Source organism: Heliobacterium chlorum (assembly GCF_014502795.1).
In the GTDB taxonomy this organism is placed as follows: Bacteria; Bacillota; Desulfitobacteriia; order Heliobacteriales; family Heliobacteriaceae; genus Heliobacterium; species Heliobacterium chlorum.
Window position 1 is genome coordinate 157932 of record NZ_JACVHF010000003.1, and the last position, 25425, is coordinate 183356.

Annotated in this window: 32 protein-coding genes; 9 read left to right on the forward strand and 23 right to left on the reverse strand. The window is 48.5% G+C overall.

The features are described from left to right. Window positions 1-4: 4 nt before the first annotated feature. The 4 genes from H1S01_RS05430 to H1S01_RS05445 form a co-directional block, all read right to left on the reverse strand. Window positions 5-397 (reverse strand): hypothetical protein, encoded by a 393-nt coding sequence (locus H1S01_RS05430; protein ID WP_188039073.1) that lies wholly within the window; start codon window positions 395-397, stop codon window positions 5-7. Between the two features lie 12 nt (window positions 398-409). Then, complete coding sequence (locus H1S01_RS05435; protein ID WP_188039074.1) at window positions 410-787, reverse strand: hypothetical protein; 378 nt, start codon at window positions 785-787, stop codon at window positions 410-412. Between the two features lie 70 nt (window positions 788-857). Next, window positions 858-1883 carry a sporulation protein gene (locus H1S01_RS05440; protein ID WP_188039075.1) on the reverse strand — a complete coding sequence of 342 codons (1026 nt, stop codon included), beginning with the start codon at window positions 1881-1883 and terminating at the stop codon, window positions 858-860. 100 nt (window positions 1884-1983) lie between these two features. Then, entirely contained in the window at window positions 1984-3315 is a 1332-nt protein-coding gene (locus H1S01_RS05445) for an ATP-binding protein (protein WP_243237004.1), read from the reverse strand. Window positions 3316-3440: 125 nt separating this feature from the next. On the opposite strand from H1S01_RS05445, the gene H1S01_RS05450 reads away from it, so the two are divergent. From H1S01_RS05450 to lplT, 3 genes are all read left to right on the forward strand, one after another. Then, window positions 3441-4001, forward strand: coding sequence for a LysE family translocator (locus H1S01_RS05450; RefSeq protein WP_188039076.1), 561 nt, complete (start codon window positions 3441-3443; stop codon window positions 3999-4001). A gap of 82 nt (window positions 4002-4083) precedes the next feature. Next, entirely contained in the window at window positions 4084-6246 is a 2163-nt protein-coding gene (locus H1S01_RS05455) for an AMP-binding protein (RefSeq protein ID WP_188039077.1), read from the forward strand. After that, window positions 6239-7435 carry a lysophospholipid transporter LplT gene (gene lplT, locus H1S01_RS05460; protein ID WP_341479040.1) on the forward strand — a complete coding sequence of 399 codons (1197 nt, stop codon included), beginning with the start codon at window positions 6239-6241 and terminating at the stop codon, window positions 7433-7435. The genes H1S01_RS05455 and lplT overlap by 8 nt, the downstream gene beginning before the upstream one ends. Window positions 7436-7515: 80 nt before the next feature. On the opposite strand, the gene H1S01_RS05465 is transcribed toward lplT, so the two are convergent. Continuing rightward, window positions 7516-7716: a 4Fe-4S binding protein gene (locus tag H1S01_RS05465; RefSeq protein WP_188039079.1), complete on the reverse strand. Its 201-nt coding sequence runs from the start codon at window positions 7714-7716 to the stop codon at window positions 7516-7518. A 231-nt stretch (window positions 7717-7947) separates the two neighbouring features. Here H1S01_RS05465 and H1S01_RS05470 point away from each other — a divergent pair, with 231 nt between their 5' ends. After that, a complete protein-coding gene (locus tag H1S01_RS05470) occupies window positions 7948-8880 on the forward strand; it encodes an MBL fold metallo-hydrolase (protein WP_188039080.1) in 933 nt (310 codons plus the stop codon). Here the strand turns inward: H1S01_RS05470 and H1S01_RS05475 are convergent. Beyond that, on the reverse strand, window positions 8877-9368 hold the full coding sequence (locus H1S01_RS05475; protein ID WP_188039081.1) for a 2-thiouracil desulfurase family protein: 492 nt from the start codon (window positions 9366-9368) through the stop codon (window positions 8877-8879). The two genes, H1S01_RS05470 and H1S01_RS05475, sit on opposite strands and share 4 nt — an antisense overlap. A 36-nt stretch (window positions 9369-9404) precedes the next feature. After that, the gene (locus tag H1S01_RS05480; RefSeq protein WP_188039082.1) at window positions 9405-10247 is read right to left on the reverse strand and encodes a CorA family divalent cation transporter; all 843 of its coding nucleotides are present in this window, start codon (window positions 10245-10247) and stop codon (window positions 9405-9407) included. 73 nt (window positions 10248-10320) lie between these two features. On the opposite strand from H1S01_RS05480, the gene gluQRS reads away from it, so the two are divergent. Then, window positions 10321-11319 carry a tRNA glutamyl-Q(34) synthetase GluQRS gene (gene gluQRS, locus H1S01_RS05485; protein ID WP_188039083.1) on the forward strand — a complete coding sequence of 333 codons (999 nt, stop codon included), beginning with the start codon at window positions 10321-10323 and terminating at the stop codon, window positions 11317-11319. Between the two features lie 58 nt (window positions 11320-11377). Here the strand turns inward: gluQRS and H1S01_RS05490 are convergent, their stop codons facing one another. Together H1S01_RS05490 and nth are read right to left on the reverse strand one after the other, a co-directional pair. Continuing rightward, window positions 11378-12328 carry a D-2-hydroxyacid dehydrogenase gene (locus H1S01_RS05490; protein WP_188039084.1) on the reverse strand — a complete coding sequence of 317 codons (951 nt, stop codon included), beginning with the start codon at window positions 12326-12328 and terminating at the stop codon, window positions 11378-11380. Continuing rightward, the gene (gene nth / locus H1S01_RS05495; protein ID WP_207732211.1) at window positions 12325-12975 is read right to left on the reverse strand and encodes an endonuclease III; all 651 of its coding nucleotides are present in this window, start codon (window positions 12973-12975) and stop codon (window positions 12325-12327) included. Before nth ends, H1S01_RS05490 begins: the two co-directional genes overlap by 4 nt. A gap of 210 nt (window positions 12976-13185) precedes the next feature. On the opposite strand from nth, the gene H1S01_RS05500 reads away from it, so the two are divergent. Beyond that, entirely contained in the window at window positions 13186-13548 is a 363-nt protein-coding gene (locus tag H1S01_RS05500) for a carbohydrate-binding protein (RefSeq protein WP_188039085.1), read from the forward strand. A gap of 58 nt (window positions 13549-13606) precedes the next feature. On the opposite strand, the gene H1S01_RS05505 is transcribed toward H1S01_RS05500, so the two are convergent. The 3 genes from H1S01_RS05505 to H1S01_RS05515 form a co-directional block, all read right to left on the reverse strand. Next, window positions 13607-13846, reverse strand: a complete 240-nt coding sequence (locus H1S01_RS05505) for a hypothetical protein (RefSeq protein ID WP_188039086.1) — start codon at window positions 13844-13846, stop codon at window positions 13607-13609. Between the two features lie 380 nt (window positions 13847-14226). Beyond that, a complete protein-coding gene (locus H1S01_RS05510; protein ID WP_188039087.1) occupies window positions 14227-14466 on the reverse strand; it encodes an AbrB/MazE/SpoVT family DNA-binding domain-containing protein in 240 nt (79 codons plus the stop codon). 84 nt (window positions 14467-14550) lie between these two features. Beyond that, window positions 14551-14697 carry a hypothetical protein gene (locus tag H1S01_RS05515; protein ID WP_188039088.1) on the reverse strand — a complete coding sequence of 49 codons (147 nt, stop codon included), beginning with the start codon at window positions 14695-14697 and terminating at the stop codon, window positions 14551-14553. A 118-nt stretch (window positions 14698-14815) separates the two neighbouring features. On the opposite strand from H1S01_RS05515, the gene H1S01_RS05520 reads away from it, so the two are divergent. After that, entirely contained in the window at window positions 14816-15070 is a 255-nt protein-coding gene (locus H1S01_RS05520) for a DUF896 domain-containing protein (RefSeq protein WP_243237006.1), read from the forward strand. Between the two features lie 112 nt (window positions 15071-15182). Here H1S01_RS05520 and H1S01_RS05525 read toward each other — a convergent pair whose 3' ends face one another. From H1S01_RS05525 to H1S01_RS05555, 7 genes are all read right to left on the reverse strand, one after another. Next, window positions 15183-15428 (reverse strand): DUF3243 family protein, encoded by a 246-nt coding sequence (locus tag H1S01_RS05525; RefSeq protein WP_188039090.1) that lies wholly within the window; start codon window positions 15426-15428, stop codon window positions 15183-15185. A 55-nt stretch (window positions 15429-15483) separates the two neighbouring features. After that, on the reverse strand, window positions 15484-15723 hold the full coding sequence (locus tag H1S01_RS05530) for a small acid-soluble spore protein (RefSeq protein WP_188039091.1): 240 nt from the start codon (window positions 15721-15723) through the stop codon (window positions 15484-15486). Between the two features lie 105 nt (window positions 15724-15828). Beyond that, window positions 15829-16158: a rubredoxin-like domain-containing protein gene (locus H1S01_RS05535; protein WP_188039092.1), complete on the reverse strand. Its 330-nt coding sequence runs from the start codon at window positions 16156-16158 to the stop codon at window positions 15829-15831. Window positions 16159-16217: 59 nt separating this feature from the next. Beyond that, window positions 16218-17258 carry an aldo/keto reductase gene (locus H1S01_RS05540; protein ID WP_188039093.1) on the reverse strand — a complete coding sequence of 347 codons (1041 nt, stop codon included), beginning with the start codon at window positions 17256-17258 and terminating at the stop codon, window positions 16218-16220. Between the two features lie 61 nt (window positions 17259-17319). Continuing rightward, window positions 17320-18963 (reverse strand): NAD+ synthase, encoded by a 1644-nt coding sequence (locus H1S01_RS05545; RefSeq protein ID WP_188039094.1) that lies wholly within the window; start codon window positions 18961-18963, stop codon window positions 17320-17322. Between the two features lie 142 nt (window positions 18964-19105). After that, window positions 19106-19669: a TVP38/TMEM64 family protein gene (locus H1S01_RS05550; RefSeq protein WP_188039095.1), complete on the reverse strand. Its 564-nt coding sequence runs from the start codon at window positions 19667-19669 to the stop codon at window positions 19106-19108. Between the two features lie 30 nt (window positions 19670-19699). Beyond that, the gene (locus tag H1S01_RS05555) at window positions 19700-20710 is read right to left on the reverse strand and encodes a glycoside hydrolase family 113 (protein WP_188039096.1); all 1011 of its coding nucleotides are present in this window, start codon (window positions 20708-20710) and stop codon (window positions 19700-19702) included. A gap of 151 nt (window positions 20711-20861) precedes the next feature. On the opposite strand from H1S01_RS05555, the gene H1S01_RS05560 reads away from it, so the two are divergent. Continuing rightward, a complete protein-coding gene (locus tag H1S01_RS05560) occupies window positions 20862-21041 on the forward strand; it encodes a hypothetical protein (protein ID WP_188039097.1) in 180 nt (59 codons plus the stop codon). Between the two features lie 227 nt (window positions 21042-21268). On the opposite strand, the gene rnhA is transcribed toward H1S01_RS05560, so the two are convergent. Beyond that, window positions 21269-21733 (reverse strand): ribonuclease HI, encoded by a 465-nt coding sequence (rnhA, locus tag H1S01_RS05565; RefSeq protein ID WP_188039098.1) that lies wholly within the window; start codon window positions 21731-21733, stop codon window positions 21269-21271. A 136-nt stretch (window positions 21734-21869) separates the two neighbouring features. Then, window positions 21870-22616, reverse strand: coding sequence for a polyphosphate kinase 2 family protein (locus tag H1S01_RS05570; RefSeq protein ID WP_188039099.1), 747 nt, complete (start codon window positions 22614-22616; stop codon window positions 21870-21872). A 190-nt stretch (window positions 22617-22806) separates the two neighbouring features. Here H1S01_RS05570 and H1S01_RS05575 point away from each other — a divergent pair, with 190 nt between their 5' ends. Continuing rightward, entirely contained in the window at window positions 22807-23754 is a 948-nt protein-coding gene (locus H1S01_RS05575; protein WP_188039100.1) for a DUF3153 domain-containing protein, read from the forward strand. Window positions 23755-23823: 69 nt separating this feature from the next. On the opposite strand, the gene H1S01_RS05580 is transcribed toward H1S01_RS05575, so the two are convergent. Both H1S01_RS05580 and H1S01_RS05585 read right to left on the reverse strand, forming a co-directional pair. Next, the gene (locus H1S01_RS05580) at window positions 23824-24012 is read right to left on the reverse strand and encodes a hypothetical protein (protein ID WP_188039101.1); all 189 of its coding nucleotides are present in this window, start codon (window positions 24010-24012) and stop codon (window positions 23824-23826) included. A gap of 313 nt (window positions 24013-24325) precedes the next feature. Continuing rightward, entirely contained in the window at window positions 24326-25363 is a 1038-nt protein-coding gene (locus tag H1S01_RS05585) for a S1C family serine protease (protein WP_188039102.1), read from the reverse strand. Window positions 25364-25425: the final 62 nt, after the last annotated feature.

The window sequence follows — 25425 nt, forward strand, 5'->3', positions numbered from 1 at the left end:
TTGGTTATAGGTAGAGGGCAAGCAAGCCCAAGAGGGATAAGGCGGAAACCATGACGGGTAAGATCGGCGGCGGCCCGACCATGATATTGTGTACCTCCCAGCCGCCTACACGTTGGCTGATTCCCCGGCTATGATAGTAAAAGCCCATCAGCCCCGATGCTAACTCTGCAAGCAAGGCAAAAAGAAACACCCATCGTAAAAGCACCGAATCTCTCACGGTCAAAGCGATTCCGATGGCCGCTGCCAAAGGGAGCCCTAAGACAGGCCCCCACATAGCCCAGTGTCTAAAATTTTGGCGGTAATGAAATAAGGTCACCTGAACAGCGACTAAAACAAAGGCAACAGAGGTAAACAAGATGAGCACACGATCGATGGGCCATCCCAGCCAACGATCCATACTTGGGCCTCCTTACGCTTCTGTGTAGCCGCCTTGAGCGGACAGCAGTTGTTTCGCTTCGTCATATTTACTTTCGTCACAGACAACAGTGACCAGATAGTTTCTTCCGGAAATAAAAGAAGCATTGTCGGCCATTCCCGATGCGGTAGGCATCGCCGCCATCATGACTCGACTGTCGTCGCCGGTCTCAACTCCCTCGATCAGGGAGGTAAGGCTTCGCCGCTCATCACCGGTCAAAGGATTAAAGTACCGTTCTGCCGACTCGGGGCCGGGAAAATGACTGAAATTATCCACTTGAACTGTTTCATACCCTTGATTGACCAACTGTTCCTTCGCTTTTTGTGCTTCGTCAGGTCCGTGAAAATAGGCAAGAATCGTCTTTTCACCCATAAAAAAACCTCCTCTTGCGGTTATTCTTCCGAAAAGGAGGTTTTTTTATTAGACTTACTGGTGATTTTCTTTACTCGTCGTCTCCGCCGAATCCGTCAAAGAACCCGTCCCCCCCTGCTCCGGTACCTTCGTCATTATCTATTCCCTCTTCGTTCATTATCCCTTCCAATGCTTCGTCGACAGCCTCTTCAAGGAGCATGCCACCGACAAAGCCAGCTGTAGCGCCTGCCATGGCACCGCCCATACCATGACCGCGGTTTTGGTGACCGTATCCGTATCCATGACTATGGAATCCATGATTATCGATTACGCCACGGGAAGATCCAAATCCACCCTGAATGCCGACGACAGATAATTCCTGCTGTAAGTAGTTCTGTAATAGCGTAGCAGTCGCGCTGATCTGTTCCCCTGTGCATTGGGCAATGTTTTCATAAGGCATAAACAAGCTGCTTTTCTTTTCATTTAGATCTAACCGAGACGCTAAAAACCCGGAAATACCGCGCAAACGTTTGTCGATCTCCATATAAAGACGCAGTCCGGCAGGCTCATGGCGGTAGTGAACTTCCACCTCTTCGACCTGACCCGCTAAAAAACCGGTAGGAATATATTCAAATTCCTGTCCATGCTGATCTAGCTCTCCGGAGGCGTATTTTTCTCTAAAACCGATCATCTCAAAGGAACGCATGACTGTTTCCATAGCTCCGTCAGGATAGATGCGAACATAGTCCTTATCAGAAGGGTCGAGCGCCATGTCAATATCCAGTTCAGTGGTGAAATAATAGTGAATTCCATGACGGGTGATGGGAATATGCCAAGGGATTCGGTATTGCAGGGGAATTTCAATCAGCCCCTCGCCAGCCCGGATATTTAAGCCGGGCAATTTCAGCAAATCCACCTTGTGAACGTAGGTTTGATCCTCTTTTCGAAATTCCATCATAAAATGGATGGTGATATTTTTAATCGTTTGATCGATACTGCCCGGTTGAATTCGTACTACGCCGTTGACGTTATCGCCGATTCGAAAATCGGCTCCGTTTAAAACCAGGTTTACTTTAGCTGCGCCAAATCCGATGGTGGCCATGAGCTTTTTAAGCATTATGGATCTCCTTTCATCCAACCATAATAAACATAACCATACAGTATGACTGTATGGTTATGTTTATTATGGACGCTTTTTAATTTATTTGTCAATGTATTTATCGTATCAGCGAATCGACAAACTGGCGAGCTGTCCGTCCCGATCGGCCGTTGTGCCGTTGCTCCCATAGTAGGGCTTGTCGACGGAGGGTCTCCCTTTCCATCTCGATACCTCGCTGCTCAGCCAAGGTTTCTACGATCTCTAAATAAGCCTCTTGACCGGGCGCTAAAAAAGTAACGGTGATACCAAAACGGTCTGCCAGGGACATTTTCTCCTGATATGTATCTCCGGGATGTAGTTCGTCGGCTTCGTTAAGGGTGACTTGCCGGTCTGCAAAAGTTTCTTTGATCAGATGACGGCGATTGGAGGTCGCATAGATAACCACGTTGTCGGGACGGACGGCCACGCCCCCTTCCAAAAGGGCCTTCATTTCTTTATAGGACTCTTCGCCATCTTCGAAGGACAGATCGTCGATAAAGAGGATAAACTTTTGAGGCCGGTCTTTGAGCAGATCGATCATAGCCGGAAAATCAGCTAAACGGTTCTTGGGAACCTCGATCAACCGCAGTCCCTCAAGGCCGAAACGATGAATGAGTGCCTTGACCGTCGAGGACTTACCAGTGCCTCGATCGCCGTAGAGCAGCACATTGTTGGCTCGCAATCCCGACAAAAGTCGTACCGTGTTGTCGACTACTTCGTTTCTTTGACGCCCGTAACCGACTAGATCTTCCAAGCGGATCGGATCAGGCTGTTCAACGCCGCGCAGGCATCCTTCCCAACGAAAAGCCAAGTATCGAGCAAATAGACCGGAGCCGAATTGCCGGTGAAACCGGATGAGCGATTCAGCCTTATCGCGCCAGTCGAGGCAAGCGGATATCAATCGTTTTAACTCTAGCTGCGATTGAGCTAAGGGATTCCTCGTCTCTTCCGTCATCGATTGAATATCGTTCCAGGCGGGGAAAGTCCTTCCCGTAATCCTCTGAGCCTGTCCTTGCCACCAGGCAGCCGGTAGATCGTAAAGAACCTGCAGATTCGCCAATTCTATCGTCAGCCCGGCCCCTATCGAGGATCCCATAGGAGCATCGCTAAACTGGGCTTTTAACGATACCGCTGTTTCCATCTCGATTATTCGATCAAGAAGGTAGTTTTGCCAACCGTCTCCGATCACTGGAGCACGGCTTAATTCGCCATATCGGACCAATCGCTCGAAGAGTGCCCAATAATCGCTGGTGACTTTTCCTTTATCGGCCTGATCAGAGTGAAAAGCTTGGCAAAGCTCTCTAGCCAACTGAACCGTTTCGTCTTGAAGCAAGGCACTGTAAAATCCAAAGGAACTCCACGCGCGAATAACGTCTTCTAAAACAGGTTGACAGATCTTCTTTTGATTCATTGCAGTCACCTTTCCTTAATCGTCATCTATATTGTACAGCAAAAGAAACAACAATGTTCAACCTTTCCCTGTCATGATCCTCTCGCTCCTTCCATAGTCATTTTTGAAGGAACGAGGTGATCTCATTGAACGAGTTGCTCACCGGCGTCTGTTTAGGCATCGCTATCTCCGTCGCTCCCGACCTGCCCAATTTATGTATCTTAGAATCGGGATTAAGCTATTCTCGCAAAGAAGCAGTCAAACTGGCCCTGGCGACATTGCTGACAGACAACTTAATTTTTTTGGTTCTCAGCATCATCTCTTGGTATATCGATCTGGAATGGAACCCGGGAGCCCTATTGAAGCAGTTCTCTGGTCTTTTTTTGATTCTCTTTGGTATCTCATCGATGTTAAATCTTAAAATCGTCGCTTTTGATTCAGGTGGTTTTTGGCTTGGTGTGATCGGATCCATTTTAAATCCGCTCGGTTACTTCCCAATTCTATTGTATATGTCATCGTTGACAGCTATCCAAGACAAAGCGATGGCCTATCTCGGGAATTTGCTCGGAACCTTTCTCTGGTTTTCCTTTTTAATCACCTTTCTCTTCTTTTTCTCCAGAAAAATCGCTTTAACGACGCGGAAGAACCTTTCTAGGGTTCTTTCCGGAGTTATCGTTCTCGTAGGGGTTTTGTTCACCGTTCCGTAAAAAGAGTTTCCACGAATAGTTATTTTTTGCGTCCCCTACTCCTGTTATACTTAACCTGTAAAAGAACGAGAGGGGGTTCGCTATGTCTTTTCTATACGCTTGCTTACGATTGTTATTTTTAAAACTTTTTCAACTTCGTTTACTCCACTTTGACCGGATAAAAACAGACCCCCCCGCTATCATTATGCCAAACCATGTTTCTTTTCTCGACGCCGTCATCTTGGCGCTTTTTCTTCCCGAAGACATCGTCTTCGTCATCAACAGCGAGATGGCCGAGAAAATCCGGCCTGTTCTAAAACTGCGTCAATCCATCGCTATCGATCCACTAAACCCCTATTCAATTCGTGAAATTATTGCCGCTATTAAAGAAGGAATGAGTGTCGTCATCTTTCCGGAGGGACGGCTGACAAAGACAAACGGCATCATGAAGATCTATGACGGCATCGGCTTTATCGCTTTGAAGACGGGAGCCACCGTTTACCCTGTCGGGATTGACGGGGTCGAGTACTCAAAGTTCACCCGACTCCAAGATAAAATGCCGTCCCGGTGGTTTCCTCCGATCACCCTGTATGTAGATGAACCTTTTCAAATACTTCCGGCACGAAAACAAAGCGCCAAAGACCAAAAAGCTGCTGCGACCCGCAAAATATTGCAAGCGTTGCAACGGGCCGTCTTCCGTAGCCGCCATCGTAAAGGGATCAACTTGTTTAATGAGCTGCTCCGTACCGGCAAGATCGTCGGATGGAACCGTGAAATCGTCGAAGATCTAAATCAGAAATCCACCTATAAACAGTTGATCCTGGGGACCTATGGGCTGAGCGGCCAGCTTAAACCCCTTCTCGGAAATGAAAGCAGGGTGGGCGTTCTTCTGCCTAATTCCATCGCTCATGTGGTGACCTTATTTGCGCTTTTTCGTATCAATGTAGCCCCAGCGATTCTTAACTTCACCACAGGCCCACAAGGATTGCTCGACTGCTGTGAAACGGCAGAACTGAAGACCGTGCTCACATCTCGTCTCTTTATCGAAAAGGCTGGATTAGAAGCCTCGATAAAAAGTCTAACGACAAAGGTGCGCATCATCTACTTGGAAGATGTAAAAGCGTCCATCGGCTTCTCCGATAAAATCCAGGCCTTTAGCGCTTATTTGCGCAAAGAGCGGGCCGTCGAAAAGAAGGATACGCTCATTCTCTTTACATCAGGTAGTGAGAGCAAACCGAAAGGGGTCCTATTGCGTCATGAGAACATCCGGGCCAACATTCTACAGGCTGTTGGTGCCGTTGATTTGACCTACAAAGACAAACTCCTCAATGCCTTACCCATGTTTCATAGTTTCGGTCTCCAAGGGGCCTTGATTCCACTGCTGTACGGGTTTCAGTCCTATTTGTATCCTTCGCCATTGCATTACAAGATCGTTCCGGAAATCGCTTATGACCGCAGTGCTACTTTGTTATTTGCCACGGCCACGTTCCTCCACGGCTACGGACAAAACGCCCATCCTTTCGATTTTTATTCGATTCGCTACCTTATCGTGGGCGGTGAAAAACTGAAAGAGGAAACTCGCCGCCTTTGCTTGGATAAATTCGGCTTACGTCCTTTGGAAGGGTATGGATGTACCGAGGCATCTCCCTTTATCAGCATCGTCACACCGCTGAATTACAAAGCCGGTACGGTGGGGCTGTTCTTGCCTGATATCGAATACCGTCTCGAGCCGGTTGAAGGTATCGACAAGGGCGGCAAGTTGCTGATCAAGGGTCCAAACATCATGGAAGGCTACCTGATCCATAACCAAGGTTTTATTCCGGCGGAAGAATGGTATGATTGCGGTGACCTCGTCGATGTAGATGAGCAGGGCTTCATCACGGTCCTCTCCCGGCTTAAGCGCTTTGCCAAGCTCGGCGGCGAAATGGTCTCATTAAACTTAGTCGAAGAACTGGCCGCCAAGTGTTTTCAAAGCACCGATATGGCCGTTGTTTCCCTGGGAGGCGGTCGGAAAGGCGAACAGATCATCTTGTTCACCACTTTGGAGCATGCCTCCAAATCGGTCCTCCGTGATTATATCGTCAAGGCAGGTCATTCGCCCTTGATGTTTCCTTCCCGGATCTGTCACTTAGCCAAACTTCCCCTGTTGGGCAATGGTAAGACCGATTATGTATCCTTGAGAACCGATTATGGGGAAGTCATAGGAGTCTCCGAACCGGATGAAGATGACCTCTACGAGGAGAAGGAGGCCGAATTCAGTGCCTAACCCTCCCCGATTCCTTCGTCCTTTGTCGGCGCTGCTGACTGCCCAGTTTTTCTCGGCTTTTGCTGACAATATGATTCTTTTTATCACCGTCGCCATCATTAATACGCGGGGACTCCCTGACTATTACCTGCCTTTGGTACAGGGGGCTTTCCTTTTTGCTTATGTCGTCCTCGCTCCGTGGGTGGGCTCTTTTGCCGACAGAAATGCGAAGTCCCAGGTACTGCTCATCGGCAATGTGATCAAGATGGCTGGTATCGGGCTGCTGCTGGCTGGTATGAATCCAGCCTTCAGTTACGCTGTCGTCGGAGTTGGTGCTGTGATTTACTCACCAGCCAAGTACGGCATCCTGCCTGAAATGAGCGACGGTGAAGAAGAGTTGCTGCGGGCCAACTCGAAGATAGAAAGCTTTACCATCCTAGCGATTTTAACGGGATCTGTCGCCGGTGGAATACTGTCAGATCGTTCCATTCCCTTGTCCCTCATCGCCTGCGCCGTCCTCTACGGTTTATCGATGGCACTGGTCCTGTTTATTCCTCGAAAACATGGAAATCGCCAGATCACTTATGGCAGGGCGGTAAGTGAGTTTTTCTCTGACATCTCCACCTTATGGGGTATCCCATCGTGCCGATTTTCGCTGCTGGGCACGGGGGCCTTCTGGTTCTCGTCGGCAGTGCTGCGCTTAGTGATCATCGCCTGGATCCCCGTCACCTTAGGAATCACTTCCAATAGAGATGTATCCCTGATCGTTTCCGTCACGGCCGTAGGCATCGTGGCAGGATCCTTGATCACCCCTAGACTCATCCGTTTTCAAGACTACCCGAAATGCCGTTGGTACGGCTTGTCTATGGTAGCGATGATTTTGACCTTTACCTTTATCCATAGCTTATATGCAACAGCAGCCGCCTTGCTGCTGATCGGTTTTTTGGGAGGTATTTTCATCGTCCCGATGAATACGGTCCTTCAACATCGAGGTCATGAAACGATCGGCACGGGCAAGACCGTGTCCATTCAAAATTTTGTAGAAAACCTGCTCATGTTCTCGGGAGTCACTGTTCTGACCATAGCCACGAAAAAGCAGATTCCCGCTACCATCATGATTACAACGACCGCTTTCGTGATGGCCGGTTTTATCAGCTATCTTTTTATGGTGAAAGAAACTAATTCAACAGAGTCAGTTCTTCCGGACTAAGATTCGGCCCCTGAGGCTTCGACATAAAAAAGAGACATTCCTGAGCAAACTCAGGAATGTCTCTTTTTTTTCGTCTTCGATTACTTCACGATAATGGCTTTTTGCGGGCATACCTTTACGCATTTGTTGCAGCCAATGCATTTTTGCTCGTCAAATTCCCAGCGCTCCACTTTCCAAGGTAAAAAACCTTTGCCTACCGGTAGCATCGCTTGTACGGGACAAGCTTTGGCAGCCGAGCAACCTCTGAGGCGGTCACATTTATTGTAATCAATCTCCAGCACTTCTCCATACCCCCTAGAGGTAGTATACGACCAAAAGATGTTACGGTCAATATACCCTCCTTAGGTAGGTACAGTACAGGACGGTCTATCAGTGACTACCGACATTATGACAGTCAAGATTTTAACTTTTACCACAAAACCCCATTGTAAGTTTGCACAAGTAAGGGAATAATACTTCGACAGTCTCCCCTTCAAGGCATCTCGAACCCATAAAAGGAATGCTGACAAGAAATGAAGCGCCTACAATGGCTCTGGTTATTGATTATACTCTTCACCGCTTTTCTGCTCGTTGTTCCCGATTATCCGCCTACCCTTCGTATGCTGGTCCTAAATTTAAGATACGAGCTGGCGCAACCTATAACTCCGTCACCTCAGAAACTGAAACTTCCCCTAGGCCAAAAAGATGAGATTTCTTTCGGCTGGGTCGGTCATTCCACTTGGATTATCGAATTTCAAGGCTTTCGCTTTATCACCGATCCGATTTTTTCAAACCGGGCCTTTATCCCCCGACGCCGTGTCGCTCCATCCATCCTTCCCCAGGAAATCACAACCCTTGATGGGATCTTGCTTACCCATGCTCATTATGATCATCTTGATTTAGATAGTTTACGAGTGTTGCCCTTTGGGACACCCTTATTACTTCCGTCCGGTGACCTGCCTGCGGTAAAAGGGCTGCCTCAACCAAAAGTCCCTTTACAGGGGTCTCAACGTTATCGAATCGGCGATGTCGAAATCAACGTGTTCCCAACGAAACACCAGGGAAAAAACAACCCGAAAAAGACGACTAATGAATCTCTCGTATATCTCCTGAAAAATAACAATCGCACTATCGTCTTTTTTAGTGATAGTGCATACGCTCCCGCCGTAGCTGATGAGATACGTCAGGCCTGCCCGTACGGTGTGGATGCCGCTTTTATTCCCATCGCCGCATACAGCCCGGAGTTGTTCCACCAAGACCATGGGACGCCAGAAGAAATGCTGCAGATGGCCCTCGCCATGGATGCGAAAAAAATCTTCCCTATGCATTACGATACCTTTATTCTCTCGCTCGAACCGGTCGAGGAACCGCTGAAACGGCTGATGAGAGCAGCCGAAGACAAAGGTGTTTCCGATCGTATCGTTCCAGTACCGATCGGTGGCGTTTATCACTTGTCGACTCGCTAAGGCTGCTTCTCTTTCTCCAAAAGGGAAGCCAAAATTCCATTCTCTAGATCTACCTCCGAGTACACCTGAATTCCGTGCTCTTTCAGCAAAGCAGTCGTGACTCCCTGCCCAGATATCTTTCGGCTGGTGAAAGAACCGTCATATATGTAATGAACGCCGCAAGAAGGGCTGCGTTCTTTCAGAATCGCCATTTTCGCACCGTAAAGTTGGGCGATGCGCAGGACCTGAGCAGCCCCTTCGGTAAAGATCGCTGAGACATCATCACCGGCGTCGGTTAAAGCCCGGGCTTTTTCTGCTAAGACAGCTTGCCCGCCTCCATCACCGATCAGTTCGACAGGCGGTCTCGGTGTCGGTGAGCCACCTAACTGTTCCGGGCATACTGGAATGGCCTTACCTTCCCTACATAAATTGAGCAACTCTTCTACCGTATTGACTGAGCCATCGTATTTTGAACGAATTCCCAATAGGCAAGAACTGACGAGTATCACGAGCTACACCTTCCTTGTTATATCGTCGCATCCAAATTATATCCAATTGCGGCGACGAAAAAATAGCAGCAACCCGACGGCAATCGCCGCCATTATGATGAGAACGAAGAAGTATCCAGCAGACCATTCCAACTCGGGCATCACTTTGAAGTTCATACCATAAATGCCGGCGATCAACGTCAAGGGCATGAAGATCGACGTAACTACAGTCAACTTTTGCATGATTTGATTTGTTTTCTGACCCTGCAGGGACAGGCGAATCTCCAACAGTCCGTGAAGGGCTTCCCGGAGGCCTTGAATTTCCAAGGTGAGTTCGCTAATATCTTCTAAGAGATCCCGTAAACCGATAATCATCTCGGCAGGCTCTTGTCCATGCAGGTGGAGGTATTCAATCAGTTTATTGATCAGCCTGCGCTTAGCAAAAGTGTCCCGGTGTAAACTGAGCAACCGTTTACGAAGTTCAAACAACAGGGTGACGGAAATAGACGTTTCCTGAAGGACAATCCTTTCCTCCAGTTTCTCAATTTCTCGTTCCAACCGGGCGAAGGCATGAAAGTTCAGATCAAACAACTCGGTGAGAAAAAAGAAGACGATCCGGTGAGTGTGTTGAAAATCACCTTGATCAGCTACAGCTAAGTGCCGTTCAATGACCTGTACCGGCTTTTGAGAATAAAGAATAACTTTTTCCCTGTCCCAGCCGATATATACAGGCAGCATCGTCCCGTCGTGACTGGGGCAAAGAACTGTGATGAGCAACTCCCCTTCAGTGAGAACCCGTAACCGGTTTGAGGAGCGACTTTTTTGCACCGCCTGAACAAATCGTGACGGCAACTCCTCTACGAACGTCGTATAGGAGATAGGTATTCCACCGGAATCCACCTGCAGCAGCTTTTATCCCCCCCTTTTTGTCTTCCAATCTTGTCCCCAATCTGGTCTCTGGAGGCCTACTTCTATGCCACTTCTCGCTAACCGTCCCTGCCGTTTGGGCCCGGTCGGTCGATACGCACCGAGTCCCACGGGAAAACTGCATTTAGGCAATGCCCGTACAGCCTTGTTGGCTTGGTTACAAATTCGCCAATCGCAGGGCACCTTTATTCTCCGCATGGAAGATCTCGATCCTGCCCGCTCGGTATCTGAATATGCCCTGCAAATCCTCGAGGATCTACGTTGGCTCGGGATCGATTGGGATGAAGGCCCAGACGTGGGAGGTCCCTGTTCCCCTTACATCCAAAGTCTCCGTAATCACTTATATGAGCAAGTCTTATCTGATTGGGTAGAGCGAGGACTTATCTATCCCTGTGCCTGCAGCCGCAAGGATTTGGCCAACCTGGCCCGAGCCCCCCATGGACCGGCAGAGGAAGGACCGCCCTATCCTGGTCTCTGTCGTCATCTCTCACCAGAATCCTGGCAAGAGAAATATCGAAAAAAAGGACAAGCCTCCTATCGCTTTTTGGCGCCTGAAGGTTTCCTTACCTATACAGACGGTATCTACGGACCGTTTTACCAAGACGTGAAAGCAGTTGTAGGCGATTTCGTCGTCCGGAGGGCGGACAAGGTAACAGCGTATCAACTCGCCGTCGTTGTCGACGATGCTCTCATGGGTGTTACCCATGTGCTGCGCGGTGATGATCTGCTTTCGTCGACGCCGAGACAAATCTTGCTCTATGAGGCCCTTAATGCGCCAGTCCCTCGCTTTTACCATGTACCCCTCGTCTTAGGTCCTGACGGAGTCAGGCTTTCCAAGCGGCATAAAGGTACATCTCTCGAAAGCCTTCGTGCCCAAGGTATCTCACCGGAAGAGGTGACCGGTTTTCTGGCGGCTACAGCCGGACTGCTGCCCTCGCCTGAGCCGATCTCACCGAAAGACCTCGTTTCATTATTTTCTATCGATAAACTGCCTCGCAATCCCTTTCGAGTCACCGAAAAAGACTTGAAACTGTTGGGCCTGTGAAAAAAGACTGCCGTGGCTTTCGGGCAGTCTTTTTTATCTGACAAGTGTCTTCTCTGAATCAATACCCTTTTTCCGGATCAACAACACTGAGGGGCATCGGACGCTCTTCCAAAAAGGCCTGTAGATTGGCCTCAAAAATTTCTAAAGCTCGCTCCATATAGCGCGGGGACCGACCGGCCACGTGCGGGGTGATGATCACGTTATGCATCTTCCATAGAGGACTGTTCGAGGGTAGAGGTTCATCAACAAAAACATCCAAAGCGGCACCAGCGATCTGACCGTGCTTCAACGCTTGAATGAGCGCCTTTTCATCAAGTACTTTTCCGCGAGCAATGTTGATCAGGACTGCCGATTTTTTCATGGCCGACAATTCAGTTGCCCCAAAGCCCTGTTCCGTAACCTTTGTCAATGGCATGGATAACACGACAAAATCGGCCTCACTGACGGCACGGTGTACTTGATCTCTCGGATAGACCTTATGTACACCAGGTACATCACGGCCGTCAGAGTTTACACCGATCACCCGCATCCCAAAAACATTGGCCCGAGTCGCGATCTCCATACCCATGGCCCCTAAGCCGATGATACAGACCGTTTTCTCATAGAGCTCGTCAAGTTTGACATGATCTTCCCACTGTCTTTTTTCCTGCATGCGGAGAAAGAAGGGCAATTGGCGGACAAAAGCGAGCATAACGCCGAGGGTGTGCTCAGCCGCCTGAATGCCATGGATCCCCTTCACATTGGTTAGAATAATCTCCCGTTCTTTTAAAACCTCGATCGGTATCTGCTCCAATCCACCGGTCATACATTGAATCCAGCGCAGTTTGCCAGCTCGCCGGAGCAGTTCCGGCGTCAGTCCGTCGCCAAAGGTGACGAGGCAATCGGCACCAGGCAGGTATTCCAGGGCTTCTCCTGTCGAACGGCAGATACGCCACTGGACCGCAGGATAGAGTCGTTCTAATCGCTCCCGATGCCATTCCGGAATTAGCATGGTCGTGAGAACTTTCATTTCGCTTCCCCCTCCTCATCATAATCATTTCCAGTATGGTACCGACAATACGCTGTCAAGGCACAGTCGCCGCAAGCCGGTTTACGGGCATGACAAACTTGTCTTCCATGGATGATCAGCCAATGATGAGCGATGCGCCACTGATCCATAGGTATGTTTTTCATCAGGTCTTGTTCTGTCTTGACAACATCTTTTCCCTGCGCAAGACCTAAGCGATTGGATACGCGAAAGACATGAGTATCCACAGCAATTGCGGGAACCTGAAAAGCTTCAGCGAGAACTACAGAAGCTGTTTTTCTTCCAACTCCTGGAAGAGATTCTAAATCTTCTCTATCCCTAGGAACCTGTCCGCCATACTTCTCCACCAAAATTCGACAGGTAGCTAGTATGTTCCGTGCTTTATTTTTATAGAGTCCGATCGTTTTGATCTCCTGCTCCAACTCTTCCTGTGTCAAGGAGAGCATGCTTTCCGGCGTGGGAAAACGAGAAAAGAGGCTCGGTGTGATTTTATTGACCGACTTATCCGTCGCCTGGGCGGCTAAGATGGTAGCGATTAACAACTCAAAGGGATTGCGAAAAATAAGAGCGCATTTGGCATCGGGATACATTTCTGCTAAGGTCGTCAAAATCGATTCGTTGCTGTTCAGCCATCCCACCTCCGGAAGTTATCGTGAAAAATTTAATATTCAGATTCTTAGTTTACCACATCCTTAAAATTTGAGAAAGAAGATCCTGATAGGGCTTTTGATTTCCTCTTCTCCCAAGACTTTTACCATGTATTTCGCCGTTTTTGTTTGTATTCGCCGGGGCTGTAACCCATACTAAGACCGTCCCACGTAAAGAGGAGGTTGATAGCGATGAAGCAATATGCTTTTGGGAACCAAACGCAATCCTTCACCCCTTCATCGACCAGTTCCAAGAGCCATGGCATCAAGATCCGACCCCTCTTGGATGACGGTCGGGATGTGTCGATTGTCTACAACGGTCTCTTGGCTCATGCAGGTGCCCAGACGATATATTTACATGCCGGTTATGGCGGTAATTGGCAGAACGTCTATGACCACCGGATGGAAAAGACAAGTGAAGGTTGGCAATGTACGATAAACATGGAACAAGAAGACCTTTACTTCTGCTTTAAAGATTCGGCCAATAACTGGGACAACAACAACGGGAAGAACTGGAACTATCGTTCGAAGGGGACAAATAATCGGACTCATTAAACTTTAGTCTCGATAAAAAACGGCCCGGTCACTGTATTCAGTGCCGGTGCCGTTTTGTTTATATATATGCTGTATAAACGATGTCGCTGGTTCCCATTAGATAAGCCTTATCATCCGGTTTTTCCGAGAATCCGTGAATGGCTTCTACAACATAACGGTTCTTGCCAATATTTTTGACTCGATGAAAGACTACTCTTTCCGTATCACCTTGGGTAAGTTCGGCGTTCATTTTTTTTAGCCCGTCGTCTATGGTGTCATCGCCTTCTAGAATCAGGTAAAAAATCTCTTTGCGATACACCTCTTCAACTCCTATTTTTTAATCTAAGATACCATGGACAAAGGCCCATCGGTTAGACTTCGATTTGCTCGACTCTTTTCTTTTTTTGCTCATTCTATCGTTTACCCCTATAAAAGAGCCATCTCTGCCAAGCTTTTAGGGCACAAAAAAATCCTATTTTCGCAAAAGGATACCTATCCTTACGACGGAAAAGCTTAAATTCATGCAAAAAAAGACCTGCCTGGTTAGGGCAGGTTTATGATAGAGGAGGAACTTATTAATATGTATTTATTTTCCAATATTTTATGATAGAATTATTTCTATTCCGAGCAGATTTTTTGGGTACTTTTCAGGGACTGCAGGAAAAAGATGCGAACATTTGCAGAGTTCTGGGTAAAGAATCACCCCGTATGTTGGATGACGCAGTCATGGCAAATGTTCTTTCCGCGATAGCTTTCGACATGACTCGAATTTCCACACAAGATGCAGGACATATTATATTTCTTAAAGATGATTTTTTCTTCGTCAACGTATATTTCCAAGGGGTCTCTCTCATCGATACCTAAGACCCGACGCAGTTCAATGGGGATCACGACACGCCCCAGCTCGTCCACTTTACGGATAATTCCTGTAGATTTCATTTTCGCCCCTCCTAATCTCGATCATCCACTGATACTGTTACGTTCAGAGAAAGAAAATCTTACACACTTTTGTAAAGGTCGGCTTTACTTCACAATATCCCAGGTCCCATTAAAATAGGGCTCAAAACTCGCTCGACGTTTCTCCGCTTTCCGCTTCTCTGTTTCCTCTAGCATTTTCAATTGTCGAACCGTTTTGAACCGTATCCAGACTTCACGGATCGCCTTTACCATCGGTCCACCTCCATACCTGATAAATATGGCAAGGTTGTCCTTTATATTAGCTTAGATTGAAAAAAAACAGGGACATGCTATGATAAAGAGCACAGTAAAAACTGGGAGGCGTATTACTTTGTCCATCGACAAGTCGCTTATCGATCGCATCAACTATCTTTCCCGTAAAAGCCGTTCAGAAGGACTTACGGAAGCCGAGAAAGAGGAACAGGCCCGTGTTCGCCAGCAATACATCGACGCTATTAAGGCACGAGTCAAAGACACACTGGATCGCGTCGAATTCGTGGATGATCCGAAGCAAGCATACGGAGAAACTCTGCCAAACGGTTCCTGTTCCTGTACAGGGCACTCCGGAAAGCATCACACCCATTAGTTTCTATTGATTTAAAAACCATAAAAGAAAGCCGTCTCTTCCCGTTAATCCGGTTGGAGACGGCTTTCGTTTCCCTTCAGAATAGCGTCGGCAGGCAAAAATCCAGCGGGGATTAATGCAGGGCTTGCTTCCCGTAACGCAGGAGAATGCTGGCTAAGGTCTTTTTTTCTTCTTCCGTACTGATTTCCCATAACTCCTTCATCAACTTTTCTTCCGGCCGGTCGGCTTTGAAGAAATGCATGGCAATATCGCCGAGGTTTACAATTCCTTCCCTCATCACCTCGTCTGAAATTCCATGCTCCTTACCTTCTTCAATCCGGGCGGCTAGGCGTTCTCTAAATCCTTGAATGTCAACCATCGTAGAATACCCCCTAACGCAAAAATCGTTATCCCTGGCTAGGATAAAAGCAAATTTAGTCCTTTTTGTCCTGCAAGTTCAAGCGAGCCTTACGGTCTCCCTCTTCCTGTAGGGCTGCTTCGGCAAACTCCACCATCTGCTCGCGCAGATTGGTCTCACAACCGTCCCGGCGAAGGCCCACTTCCACACTGTTGTCTAAGGGACTGTTAACGCCCATCTCTTTGGCAGTTTCCCATTTCAGCCGGCTGATCTGGCGATGAGTCCGTAGATGGTCGTTCCCTTTTTTATGGCTCACAAGTCTCACCTCATGCAATAGCTTGCCTCGCTGACAGGAGAATATGTAAAAAAAACACCCCTCGGCGCTCATTCACCAAGGGGTGCGATTTAACTATGTTTGGGATCAGCCCCATTTTCCTTTGCCCATATGGCCTTGCAATTCAGCCTTAATGGACTGGCGGTACTCGACAGCCAAGGTGCGCAAGCCGTCAAAGAGCTTGTTGCAGCCAGGGTCCAAATCCTCTTCCCGGCCTTCTTCAGCCAAGAACTGGACGTTTTCCAGGAGGCTAAGCAATTGAACGTGAATGTCATTGGTGATCCGCGACCGTTCGATCAGATTCATGGCCTCTTCTGACAGTTGAGTGAACTTTTCTTGAGGCGCTCCGCATTTAGGGCATTTTTCCGGAGCACTTTCTCCTTCGTGGATATAACCACAAACTCCGCATTTGAACATGAAATAGCAACCACCTTTCTGAAATGTCATTTCTAGATCAATCTATTCGATGCTTGATCTTATTTATCCTGCAAGAGACCGGGATCTTCCATATGCTCATGGGCTTTCTTCAACATTTCTCTTATCGGCAGATCATAGGGGCAACGCGATTCACAGACACCGCATTCGATGCAAGCATCAGCTCGTACGGGCATAGCCATGTACCGATCGACGGCCCAGTCCTGCAGGTTATACCGAGTCCAATAGCCGTCGAGTAAAAAAGCTAAAGGAATATTAATTTTATTCGGACAGGGCATGCAGTATTCGCAGCGTCGGCAGAACTGTTCTCCCAGTTCCTGCAGGGATGTTTGCAGTTCTTCTTTTTCGGTTGCTGTCAACAAGCGTCCTTCCCGGCCGACGCGGCAATTCTCCTCCACCTGAACCAGCGAATCCATACCGGGGATGACGACGGACACAGGATACTCCAGGAAAAAACGCAACGCTTTTTCAGCCCGCTCCGGTCCAAAAGCACCACCAGCTAAGGGTTTCATTACAATGATACCCAAATCTTGCTCTACACAAGCAGGGAGCAAACGATCGAGCACCCTCGTCTCCAAGGCATTAAAGGGAAATTGACAGGTGGAAAAGCGGCCCGTCGCAATCGCCTTTTCTAAAACAGCGGTGACATGACCGGTAATCCCCACCGACCGAATCCAACCCCGCTTGATCGCTTCTTCTGCCCCTTCCATGGCTCCTCCCGGTCCGAGGACCTGAGCCAGGCTCTGTTCATCTTTTACGTTATGCAGCTGATAGAGATCGATCGTTTCCACACCAAAATTGGCCCGACTTTTGGCGATATCCGCCAGAAATCCTTCTGCCGTCCGGTCCATCGTCTTGGAAGCGAGATAGAACTTGTCCCGGGGAAAACCTTTTAGTCCTTTGCCGATTTTCACTTCACTATCCGTGTAGCCCCTGGCTGAATCGATAAAGTTTACCCCAGAATCCAGCGCTGCTCCTACAACAACAGCGGCTTCTTCTTCCGTAAGACGTTGTACGGCGATACCGCCAAAGCCGATGAAAGAGACGGGCCAGCCGAGCCGGCCCAATTTGCGTGTAATCATGATCGTTACCTCTCCTTTGCTGCTACATCTTTACTGTCAAGGGGTACGGGTAGGGTCTTTTCTAGTATTTTGCCGCCATGGGCATCCTACGACCGATGCCGAACGCTTTTGAGGTAACCTTTAATCCTGGCGCTGCTTGGCGCCGTTTATATTCATTCCGGTTCACCGTTCCTATTACCCATTGGACGGTCTCTGGTTCAAACCCCTGCTGGACGATTTGTGCCGCCGATAAGCCCTCCTCGATGTAATAGTAAAGAATTTTATCGAGCACCGGATAAGGCGGCAGGGTGTCTTGGTCCTTCTGATTCGGCCGCAGTTCGGCTGAGGGCGCTTTGTCGATGATGGCTTGAGGAATGATTTCTCGGTCCCGGTTGATATAATCGGCCAGCTGGTAGACTAATGTTTTGGGCACGTCAGCGAGCACGCTCAACCCTCCGCTCATATCGCCATAGAGGGTGCAATAGCCTGTGGCCAGTTCACTTTTGTTACCCGTTGACAACAGAAGATAACCGTATTTGTTAGAGAAAGCCATCAAGACATTGCCCCGAATTCGGGCCTGCAGGTTTTCCTCGGTCAGATCCGGTTTCGTCTGACCAAATTGTTTAGCCAGCGTGAAAAGATAAGAGTGATAAATGTCGGATATTGGGATCACCCGAAAAGGCGCTTGCAGGTTTTCCGCCAAAATCCGTGAATCTTCCACACTGCCAAGGGAGGAGTACGGTGACGGCATGGAGATTCCCAGGATGTTCTCCGTGCCCAATGCAGTTGCCGCAAGGCAATAAGTGACAGCAGAGTCAATCCCGCCGGAGAGACCCAGGACAGCCTTTTTAAATCCGCACTTAGATAGGTAGTCCCGAATCCCCAACACAAGCGCCTCATAAACGGTAGAAACCGGTTCCTCTGCAGTAAAGAAGCCCTCAGTCCCTAAGGAAGTCGTATCAATAGTTTCATGATGTTCCCGGAAAGAGGGACAAACTGTCAGCGGCCGGCCCTGGTGATCGATGGCCATGCTGCGGCCATCAAATACCAATTCATCATTGCCGCCGACTTGGTTGACATAGATCATCGGCACTCCATGTTTACCAGCGTGATTCCGGATGATCTGGTAGCGGATCTCTTCTTTACCCATGGTAAAAGGCGATGCCGATATGTTCAGGAGAATCGTAGCGCCCTGCGTAACCAGCTCTTCGATTGGGTCTCGATCGTAAAACCGTTTCTGGGGCCAGAAAGAAGCGTCGTTCCAGGCGTCTTCACAAACGGAGATGCCTAATTTTTCGCCCTTGAAGGGGACGACCTTTACTTCTTCTGCCCCATCGAAGTAGCGGTCTTCATCAAAGACGTCATAGGTGGGCAAGAGCGATTTGGCTTGCCGTTGCAGAATCTCTCCGCGATAGATCAGCAAGGCCGCATTGTGTAAACCTTTACCGGCAGACAGACCGGAAGAAAGGGGTGCACCCAGCAGAATCGCCGTAGTAGGATATTTAACAGATTGACGGATCAGCTTCGTCACTGCTTCTTCGACACGCTCGATAAACCAGGGGAACTCAAGCAAGTCTTTCGGTGGATATCCTGTGAGAAACAGTTCTGGAAGAACAATCAGGTCTGATCCTTCCTGGCTCGCTTGCTCCCAGGCAGCTAGCGCTTTCGCATAGTTTCCGTCGATATCTCCAACGATAGGATTCAACTGGGCGATGGTGATCTTCACGTATTTCCACTCCTAGAGACAACGTTGTGTCTTATGATTTTTACTATTCGCTGCAATCATTCTCTTATTTAAACGGATTGAATAGTTTTGTTCGCAAGTTCCGTTATTAATTTACCATTCATCGCCTCAGCAGTGCAAACATTTATAACCACTCTTCGATTAAAACTGACATTCCGCTGCCCACGGCAGCCAGCAGAAGGGCCCACGGAACGATGGCGACGGCTGAACACCAAAAAAATCGAAAGAAGGGAACTCGGTAGACTGGAGCCATATATTTGACGATGTCTCCTCCGACAAAGGGGATCAGGCGAACACCGATTAGAAACAGCGGAGAACCCACAGGGATGTTCTGAATCCAGCGGGGCAGCTTTTCGAAATACTCCGGCAGGCTCACTTCCTCGGTCCCCCAGTAGATCAGCCAGTAACCAACGATGGAGCCGCATAATGAGCCGATCCAATTGGCGACGAAACCCAGGGGCAATCCGTATATAAAACCGTTGGTCATCGCCACGGGATCGGAACTCATGGGAGATACGCTCAACAGTACATGGGCTGGAATCGTAAACAAGAAGGCCCGAGGTCCCTGTGCGCGCATCCAGTCGACAGCCCCTTTGAAGTCGAAGCCGAAGGCGGTCGCTATGACCGGCGAAAGCATGAGCAAAAATAAAAGGAGCAGCGCCTTATATTTTTTCAAAAGTCCCCACAAAGTTGGCCCCCTCCCCTTTCCCTTCAACGACTATAATCGGTGTAAAAAATCCCGCCATCGGGCTTGTAAAGTACTCCCGGTGGTTTCCCACGGGATGGTGCGAATCACTTCTTCAGCTGGTTTTCCTACAGGGTAATAGGCTGATTCAGGCATATGAATCTGAAACACCGAAGCCCCTAAAAACCACGGCTGGTGCCAAAAAACTTTATAAAAAGCGGAAAAGCAATCCCGCTGTTCTCGCGGACTTGGTTTATCAGAGGGATTCACACTCCAGGGCATACAATTGGTTCCTGCAAAGTTTACATAACCAACTTCACCGAAAAAAATCGGCTTGTTCCACCGTTGATGGAACTGGACAATCTGTTCGACGATCGGTTGCCGGCGCATGTAACGGGTTGAACGGTACCAAGCGCCAATCAGCTCTTTTTCTGTCGGTTCCCAGGAGTTGGTCAATTCAAAATAGGCCGATATGGAGATAAAATCTACCTGACCGAAAAGTGGATTTTCCAGCTTCTTTTGAAATTTACGATCCAGGGGATTGACCCAAGATGTATACCACCACTGGGTCCGATAGGTGATTTTACCGTCGTAAATTTGGCGAATCTCCTTGATCAACTGGATCCACTGATCGGGGTAGGGTTCGAGATGGATGATGCCATCGGAAATCACGAGAGTGCCGATGCGCTCCTCCTGGGCAAACTTGGCCGCTTGCAAGCAGATGTCGCCCCACCTGTGGAACCATTCCTTCACGTCTGTTGGATTCCAGGCGGTTTCTGCCAGCCCACCTTGGTTCACCCATGGAAAAGGCTCTAAAAAAGCGTCCAGACCGGCCTTTCGGATCGGTTCCATGGCTTTCGCCGCCCATGAAAGAGACTGTGGGTGCATCGTCATTTCTGCCGACTGGGGATTAGGCACATCGACTCGCAAAGGGACATTGAGGGTATTTAACTTCAGCCGTCCTGCGTTTTCCAGGGGAAGACTCACGTCGTCCATCCGATCAGGCAAAAGATTTCCTGATTTGATTTTCCTTACTTTCCCCACTGGATCACATCCCTTGACCTTTTTTGATCAACATCATCTATTTTTGATCTTACTCATCCCTACCCGGTTCGAGCACAATTATGGTATTCTCTTGTTAGATACAGGGGGCTTCTCTGGAAAAATACCACTTCATATAGGGAGGGGACGGCTAATGGCCAAGCAAAAGAAATCAATGGTGCCCTCAGAACCGGAAAAGGAATCTTTTCTTCGCAAGATACCAGGGTTCCGTACGGAAACACCCTGGAAAATGGGGGCTGCTTTAGCATTTTATATGTGTATCGTCTTCGCACTGCTTATCGGTTCCGGAATTTTCCACAATCCACAGCCCTAAGCTGAACATAGCCAACCATGGAAAAAGGGAAGCCCGTTATAGACAGGCTTCCCTTTTTCCATGGTCAAGGGGACTATAAATCGGCCATGAGCCACCAAAGCATCAGATTCATTCCCCCGTAGAGCAATAAAAGATAGACGAGCACACCGGCCATATAGAAGACGCTTTGGCGCATAAGGCTCACTCCCTGAACCGTTCTCAGGTATAGTGTACCCCGCCACTCGTCTTTAGCCTCGTATATCCGGCGGAAGATCTCTTTTGGCGGCCGCTTCTGTAGCCAGAAAGTCACAGCGCTCGTTTTCCGGGTGACCTGCATGGCCTTTTACCCACTGAAAATCAACTTCATGTTTATCGAGCAGTTCCAGCATTCTTTTCCACAGATCTACATTTAAAGCCGGATCCTTTTTGTTGCGCATCCAGTTATTCGCTTTCCACCGCCGTGCCCACCCTTGTTTGACAGCGTCAACGAGATATCGCGAGTCACTGTACAAGGTCACCCGGCAAGGTTCTTTGAGCGTTTCCAGTCCGCGGATAGCAGCTAACATTTCCATCCGGTTGTTCGTAGTGTCCCGATAACCGCCGGACATCTCCTTCCGATGTTCACCATAGATTAAGACAACACCATATCCACCGGGACCTGGATTGCCGCTACAGGCTCCATCGGTATATAGGGTCACTTCCTTTTTTGCCATTATGGAATCACGACCTCATTTCTAGTTTCCTGCCACTTTTTATGGCACGTAAGGAAATTTCATTCGCTTAGCATTACCCAGAAGCGAAATGATTGCCCCTGTTCCATTTGCCTAAGATTAGGCAGGTTTTTTCTTTTTAGGTTCGACAGCCTGATGGTATGCATCCCTTTCCCTGCTTGAAAATACGCTTATAATGTTCCAGAATTATTTCCAACACCTGAATGCGGGCCCATTTTTTTTGTTCGCCCGAAATCAAGTACCAATGCGCATAGTCTTTATGGGTCTTTGCCAGCATCTCTTCGATAGCCTCTCTATAATCGTCCCATTTCTCCCGGTTACGCCAGTCTTCCTTCGTGATTTTCCAGCGTTTGTAGGGATTGGATTCTCGATCTTTGAACCGCCGCAACTGTTCCTCTTTGGTAATGTGTAAGAAAAATTTTATGAGAAGTGTACCGTCATTGACAAGCATTTTTTCGAAATCATTGATTTCACCGTAAGCTCGTTTCCAGGCTTCCTTCGGACAGAGCTTCTCTACCCGCTCTACCAGAACACGCCCGTACCAACTCCGGTCGAATATGCCCATCTCGCCGGCTCGAGGCAAGCGCAGCCAGAAACGGCGCAAATAATGATGGCGCATCTCCTCGGGGCTGGGGGCGCCGATGGGGTGAACATGGTATGTACGCGGGTCAAACTGTTCGGTTATACGACGAATGACTCCACCCTTGCCGGCAGCGTCCCATCCTTCAAAGAGGAGGATAATGGGAACCTTCTCCTCAATCATCTGGAACTGGTATTCGAGTAATTCCAACTGGAGTTTGAGCAGTTTTTGTTGATATTCCCGCTCCGGAATCCGGGCCGTCAAGTCCACATCGGCTAGACCCATGGTAAAGACCTCCTCGGCCAGTTTTTTCTAGTATACCACGAAAGAGTAAAGTAAAAGACCCTTCCTTCATATCCGGCATGGGATGAAGGATGGGTCTTTCCTGTTAATAACATTTTTTCAAGAAAACACTCATTTTTTCTTAATTTTGGAGTATATATTCAGAGACAAATATTCAAAGGAGGGTTTCAGTGTGCGCGGGACAATGAAACGAGCCTTAATGGCAATCCTCATGATCGTCCTCTGTGCCTCAGTCCTGGTCGGATGTGCTCAAACCGACATCCAAGTCAAAGTGAATCCCGATGGCAGTGGTGACCTCAAGTATGCGGTCCTCGTCGACCAATCTTTGATCACCCAGAACGAGTCCGATCCCCTCAGTGACTTAAAACAAGGGGCCGAAAGCTCCGGTTTTACAGTCACCAGCCTGGAGCAAGAAGGTTTCATCGGTTTTGAAGCTTCCAAAAAAGTTAAGAACATCGCCAAAGAAACATCCAATGACGTATTCCTGGGCAAAATCGGTGAAGGGTTTACGCTGCAAAAGTCTTTCTTAAAGACTACATACAAGCTGAACACCGATATCGATCTTTCGGACCTCAACTTTGTGGCTAATGAAAAACTTAATCCCTTCGTCCAAGCGGCGATGAAACAAGTGAAACTGAAGCTCACCGTCGATCTCCCCGTAGCTGCCATGAGCAGCAATGCTACCAGTGCCTCGAACAACGGCAAATCTCTGACATGGGATCTCAAAGCCGGTGAAACGAACCATATTTCCATCAATGCGGAACAATATAGCCCCATGACCATCTCCCTGCTGGGCATTATCTTACTCTTAATCATTGCGGGCGCTGGAATGGTTGTTACGCAAAGACCGGAACTGCTTGAGCTCGAAAACATCAAAGCAGCCTTAGGGATTGACAAAAAAGAAGATCAACCAGCTGCCGAAGGTGAACAAAGCCAAGTAGCGGAAGGCACCGAGCAAGCCGGTGAAACAGCTGTAGCGGAAGCCGTCTCCGAAAGCACTGAAACTCCTTCTGTGGTTGCCGTCGAAGAACCTGCCTCTGAAGCAACTGTAGAAACGGTCGCCGAAGTTCCGGCAGAATCTTCGGTAAGCGCTGACCAAGAAGAAAACAAAGAAGGTTAATTAAACCGTTCATAAAAAACCCTTCACTTCAGCCTTTATCAGGCTGGGTGAAGGGTTTTTCTTATACGTTTATTGCGCTGCCGACGAGTAGTTTACTCCAATACGTTTCGTTTCCGACTCATAGAGTGCGTTGACGACGGGACGCAATTTGTTCAGCCCTTCGGCAATCTTTCGTTCCGTTACTTCCTGGTACTTTTTTTCAGCGTACGTGTACGCTGCGGCACCGGAAAGCAATGTGAGCATCAAACGACCCACCATATATATACACCTCACATAACAGCCATTTCCTCATAGTTCTATTTTATGGCTTTGTGAATGATATTACAATCTCTACGCACCTTAAATAAAGCTTATACAATGGTCCCTTAAGGGGTTTCTTAGCAAATGGAGGCCAACTCTCTTTCGAAAGTTGGTCATTGTAACAAAACTGTCACCTAGCTGTCACTTGCTTGTCATCTGTTGCGGCTAGAATAAGGGAAACTGCCTACCCTTTTCTTTATGCCCTTGCAGTCCAACGGTGGCAAAAAGTAAAATGCCCGGCCAAGAGGCCGGGCATTTTGAAAATTCATGATTAATTTGTGTAAGGCGATTGCTCTAAGGTCGCCTGTAAACTGACCGTCTCCCCATTTCGGTAGACTATCAAGCTCATGGTGTCACCGACGGCGTGATTATTAATGACATTTGTAAACTGCTGCATAGTGGTGATGTCGTTATCGTCCACTTTTGTGATGATATCGCCTCGTTGCAAACCACATTTGGCAGCAGGACTGTTGGCTACAACCTGCTTTATGTAAAACCCGCGAGGAAGATCGTAATAATTGGCGGCTGCTTCAGTCACGATTAGACCGGAGACGCCCAGCCATGGACGAGCTACGTGTCCTTGTTCAATCAATTGCTGTACAATCGGTTTCGCCACGTTGATAGGAATGGCAAAACCCATGCCTTCGACGCCGGATGAGGCAATTTTCGCGCTGTTGATGCCGATGAGTTCACCGCGCATATTGAAGAGGCCTCCGCCTGAATTACCGGGGTTGATGGCTGCATCCGTCTGGAGCACCTTTAAGCGAGTCTCTCCTACATCCAATGTCCGATCGGTAGCGCTGATGATCCCGTGGGTTACGGTGCGGGCGAACTCTTTGCCCAGAGGATTGCCGATGGCCACCACCAGTTCTCCCACCTCGACGGTGTCCGAATTTCCCAAGGGAGCCGAAGTGAGACCTTCCGAGTCTATTTTTACGACAGCCAGATCTGTGCGGGGATCTCGCCCGATGATTCGGCCTTGCGTCGTCCGGCCGTCGGCCAAACCGACTTGCAGCGCCTTCGCCCCTTCTACCACATGGTTGTTCGTAACGATATAGCCGTTTTGTGCGTCGATGATCACGCCGGAGCCGGAAGAGCTTTCAACCAATTGTTCTGACCAAAAATCGGTCTCCAGATTGGCTATAGAAACAACAGCCGGACCGGCTGATTTTGCAATTTGCGGTATTGGCCAGTAGTTGATTCCTGGATAAGGTGAACCGATATCGGCCCATGCAGCCGGTAAAGGTAACAACGTGAAAAAAGTCATGAAGAGAACAAATCTTTTGATCCATTGGGGCAGCCTTTTCATGTGATGTATCTCCTTTCAGTTGTTTTACAAAGAAAATTATAATACTTTCTCCGAGAATGTAT

Excerpts from the sequence above, each read along its gene's own strand:
- H1S01_RS05430 (WP_188039073.1), bottom strand. The coding sequence starts at position 397 with ATGGATCGTTGGCTGGGATGGCCCATCGATCGTGTGCTCATCTTGTTT.
- H1S01_RS05435 (WP_188039074.1), bottom strand. The coding sequence starts at position 787 with ATGGGTGAAAAGACGATTCTTGCCTATTTTCACGGACCTGACGAAGCA.
- H1S01_RS05440 (WP_188039075.1), bottom strand. The coding sequence starts at position 1,883 with ATGCTTAAAAAGCTCATGGCCACCATCGGATTTGGCGCAGCTAAAGTA.
- H1S01_RS05445 (WP_243237004.1), bottom strand. The coding sequence starts at position 3,315 with ATGAATCAAAAGAAGATCTGTCAACCTGTTTTAGAAGACGTTATTCGC.
- H1S01_RS05455 (WP_188039077.1), top strand. The coding sequence starts at position 4,084 with ATGTCTTTTCTATACGCTTGCTTACGATTGTTATTTTTAAAACTTTTT.
- H1S01_RS05470 (WP_188039080.1), top strand. The coding sequence starts at position 7,948 with ATGAAGCGCCTACAATGGCTCTGGTTATTGATTATACTCTTCACCGCT.
- gluQRS (WP_188039083.1), top strand. The coding sequence starts at position 10,321 with ATGCCACTTCTCGCTAACCGTCCCTGCCGTTTGGGCCCGGTCGGTCGA.
- H1S01_RS05490 (WP_188039084.1), bottom strand. The coding sequence starts at position 12,328 with ATGAAAGTTCTCACGACCATGCTAATTCCGGAATGGCATCGGGAGCGA.
- H1S01_RS05500 (WP_188039085.1), top strand. The coding sequence starts at position 13,186 with ATGAAGCAATATGCTTTTGGGAACCAAACGCAATCCTTCACCCCTTCA.
- H1S01_RS05510 (WP_188039087.1), bottom strand. The coding sequence starts at position 14,466 with ATGAAATCTACAGGAATTATCCGTAAAGTGGACGAGCTGGGGCGTGTC.
- H1S01_RS05515 (WP_188039088.1), bottom strand. The coding sequence starts at position 14,697 with ATGGTAAAGGCGATCCGTGAAGTCTGGATACGGTTCAAAACGGTTCGA.
- H1S01_RS05525 (WP_188039090.1), bottom strand. The coding sequence starts at position 15,428 with ATGGTTGACATTCAAGGATTTAGAGAACGCCTAGCCGCCCGGATTGAA.
- H1S01_RS05535 (WP_188039092.1), bottom strand. The coding sequence starts at position 16,158 with ATGTTCAAATGCGGAGTTTGTGGTTATATCCACGAAGGAGAAAGTGCT.
- H1S01_RS05540 (WP_188039093.1), bottom strand. The coding sequence starts at position 17,258 with ATGATTACACGCAAATTGGGCCGGCTCGGCTGGCCCGTCTCTTTCATC.
- H1S01_RS05560 (WP_188039097.1), top strand. The coding sequence starts at position 20,862 with ATGGCCAAGCAAAAGAAATCAATGGTGCCCTCAGAACCGGAAAAGGAA.
- rnhA (WP_188039098.1), bottom strand. The coding sequence starts at position 21,733 with ATGGCAAAAAAGGAAGTGACCCTATATACCGATGGAGCCTGTAGCGGC.
- H1S01_RS05570 (WP_188039099.1), bottom strand. The coding sequence starts at position 22,616 with ATGGGTCTAGCCGATGTGGACTTGACGGCCCGGATTCCGGAGCGGGAA.
- H1S01_RS05580 (WP_188039101.1), bottom strand. The coding sequence starts at position 24,012 with ATGGTGGGTCGTTTGATGCTCACATTGCTTTCCGGTGCCGCAGCGTAC.
- H1S01_RS05585 (WP_188039102.1), bottom strand. The coding sequence starts at position 25,363 with ATGAAAAGGCTGCCCCAATGGATCAAAAGATTTGTTCTCTTCATGACT.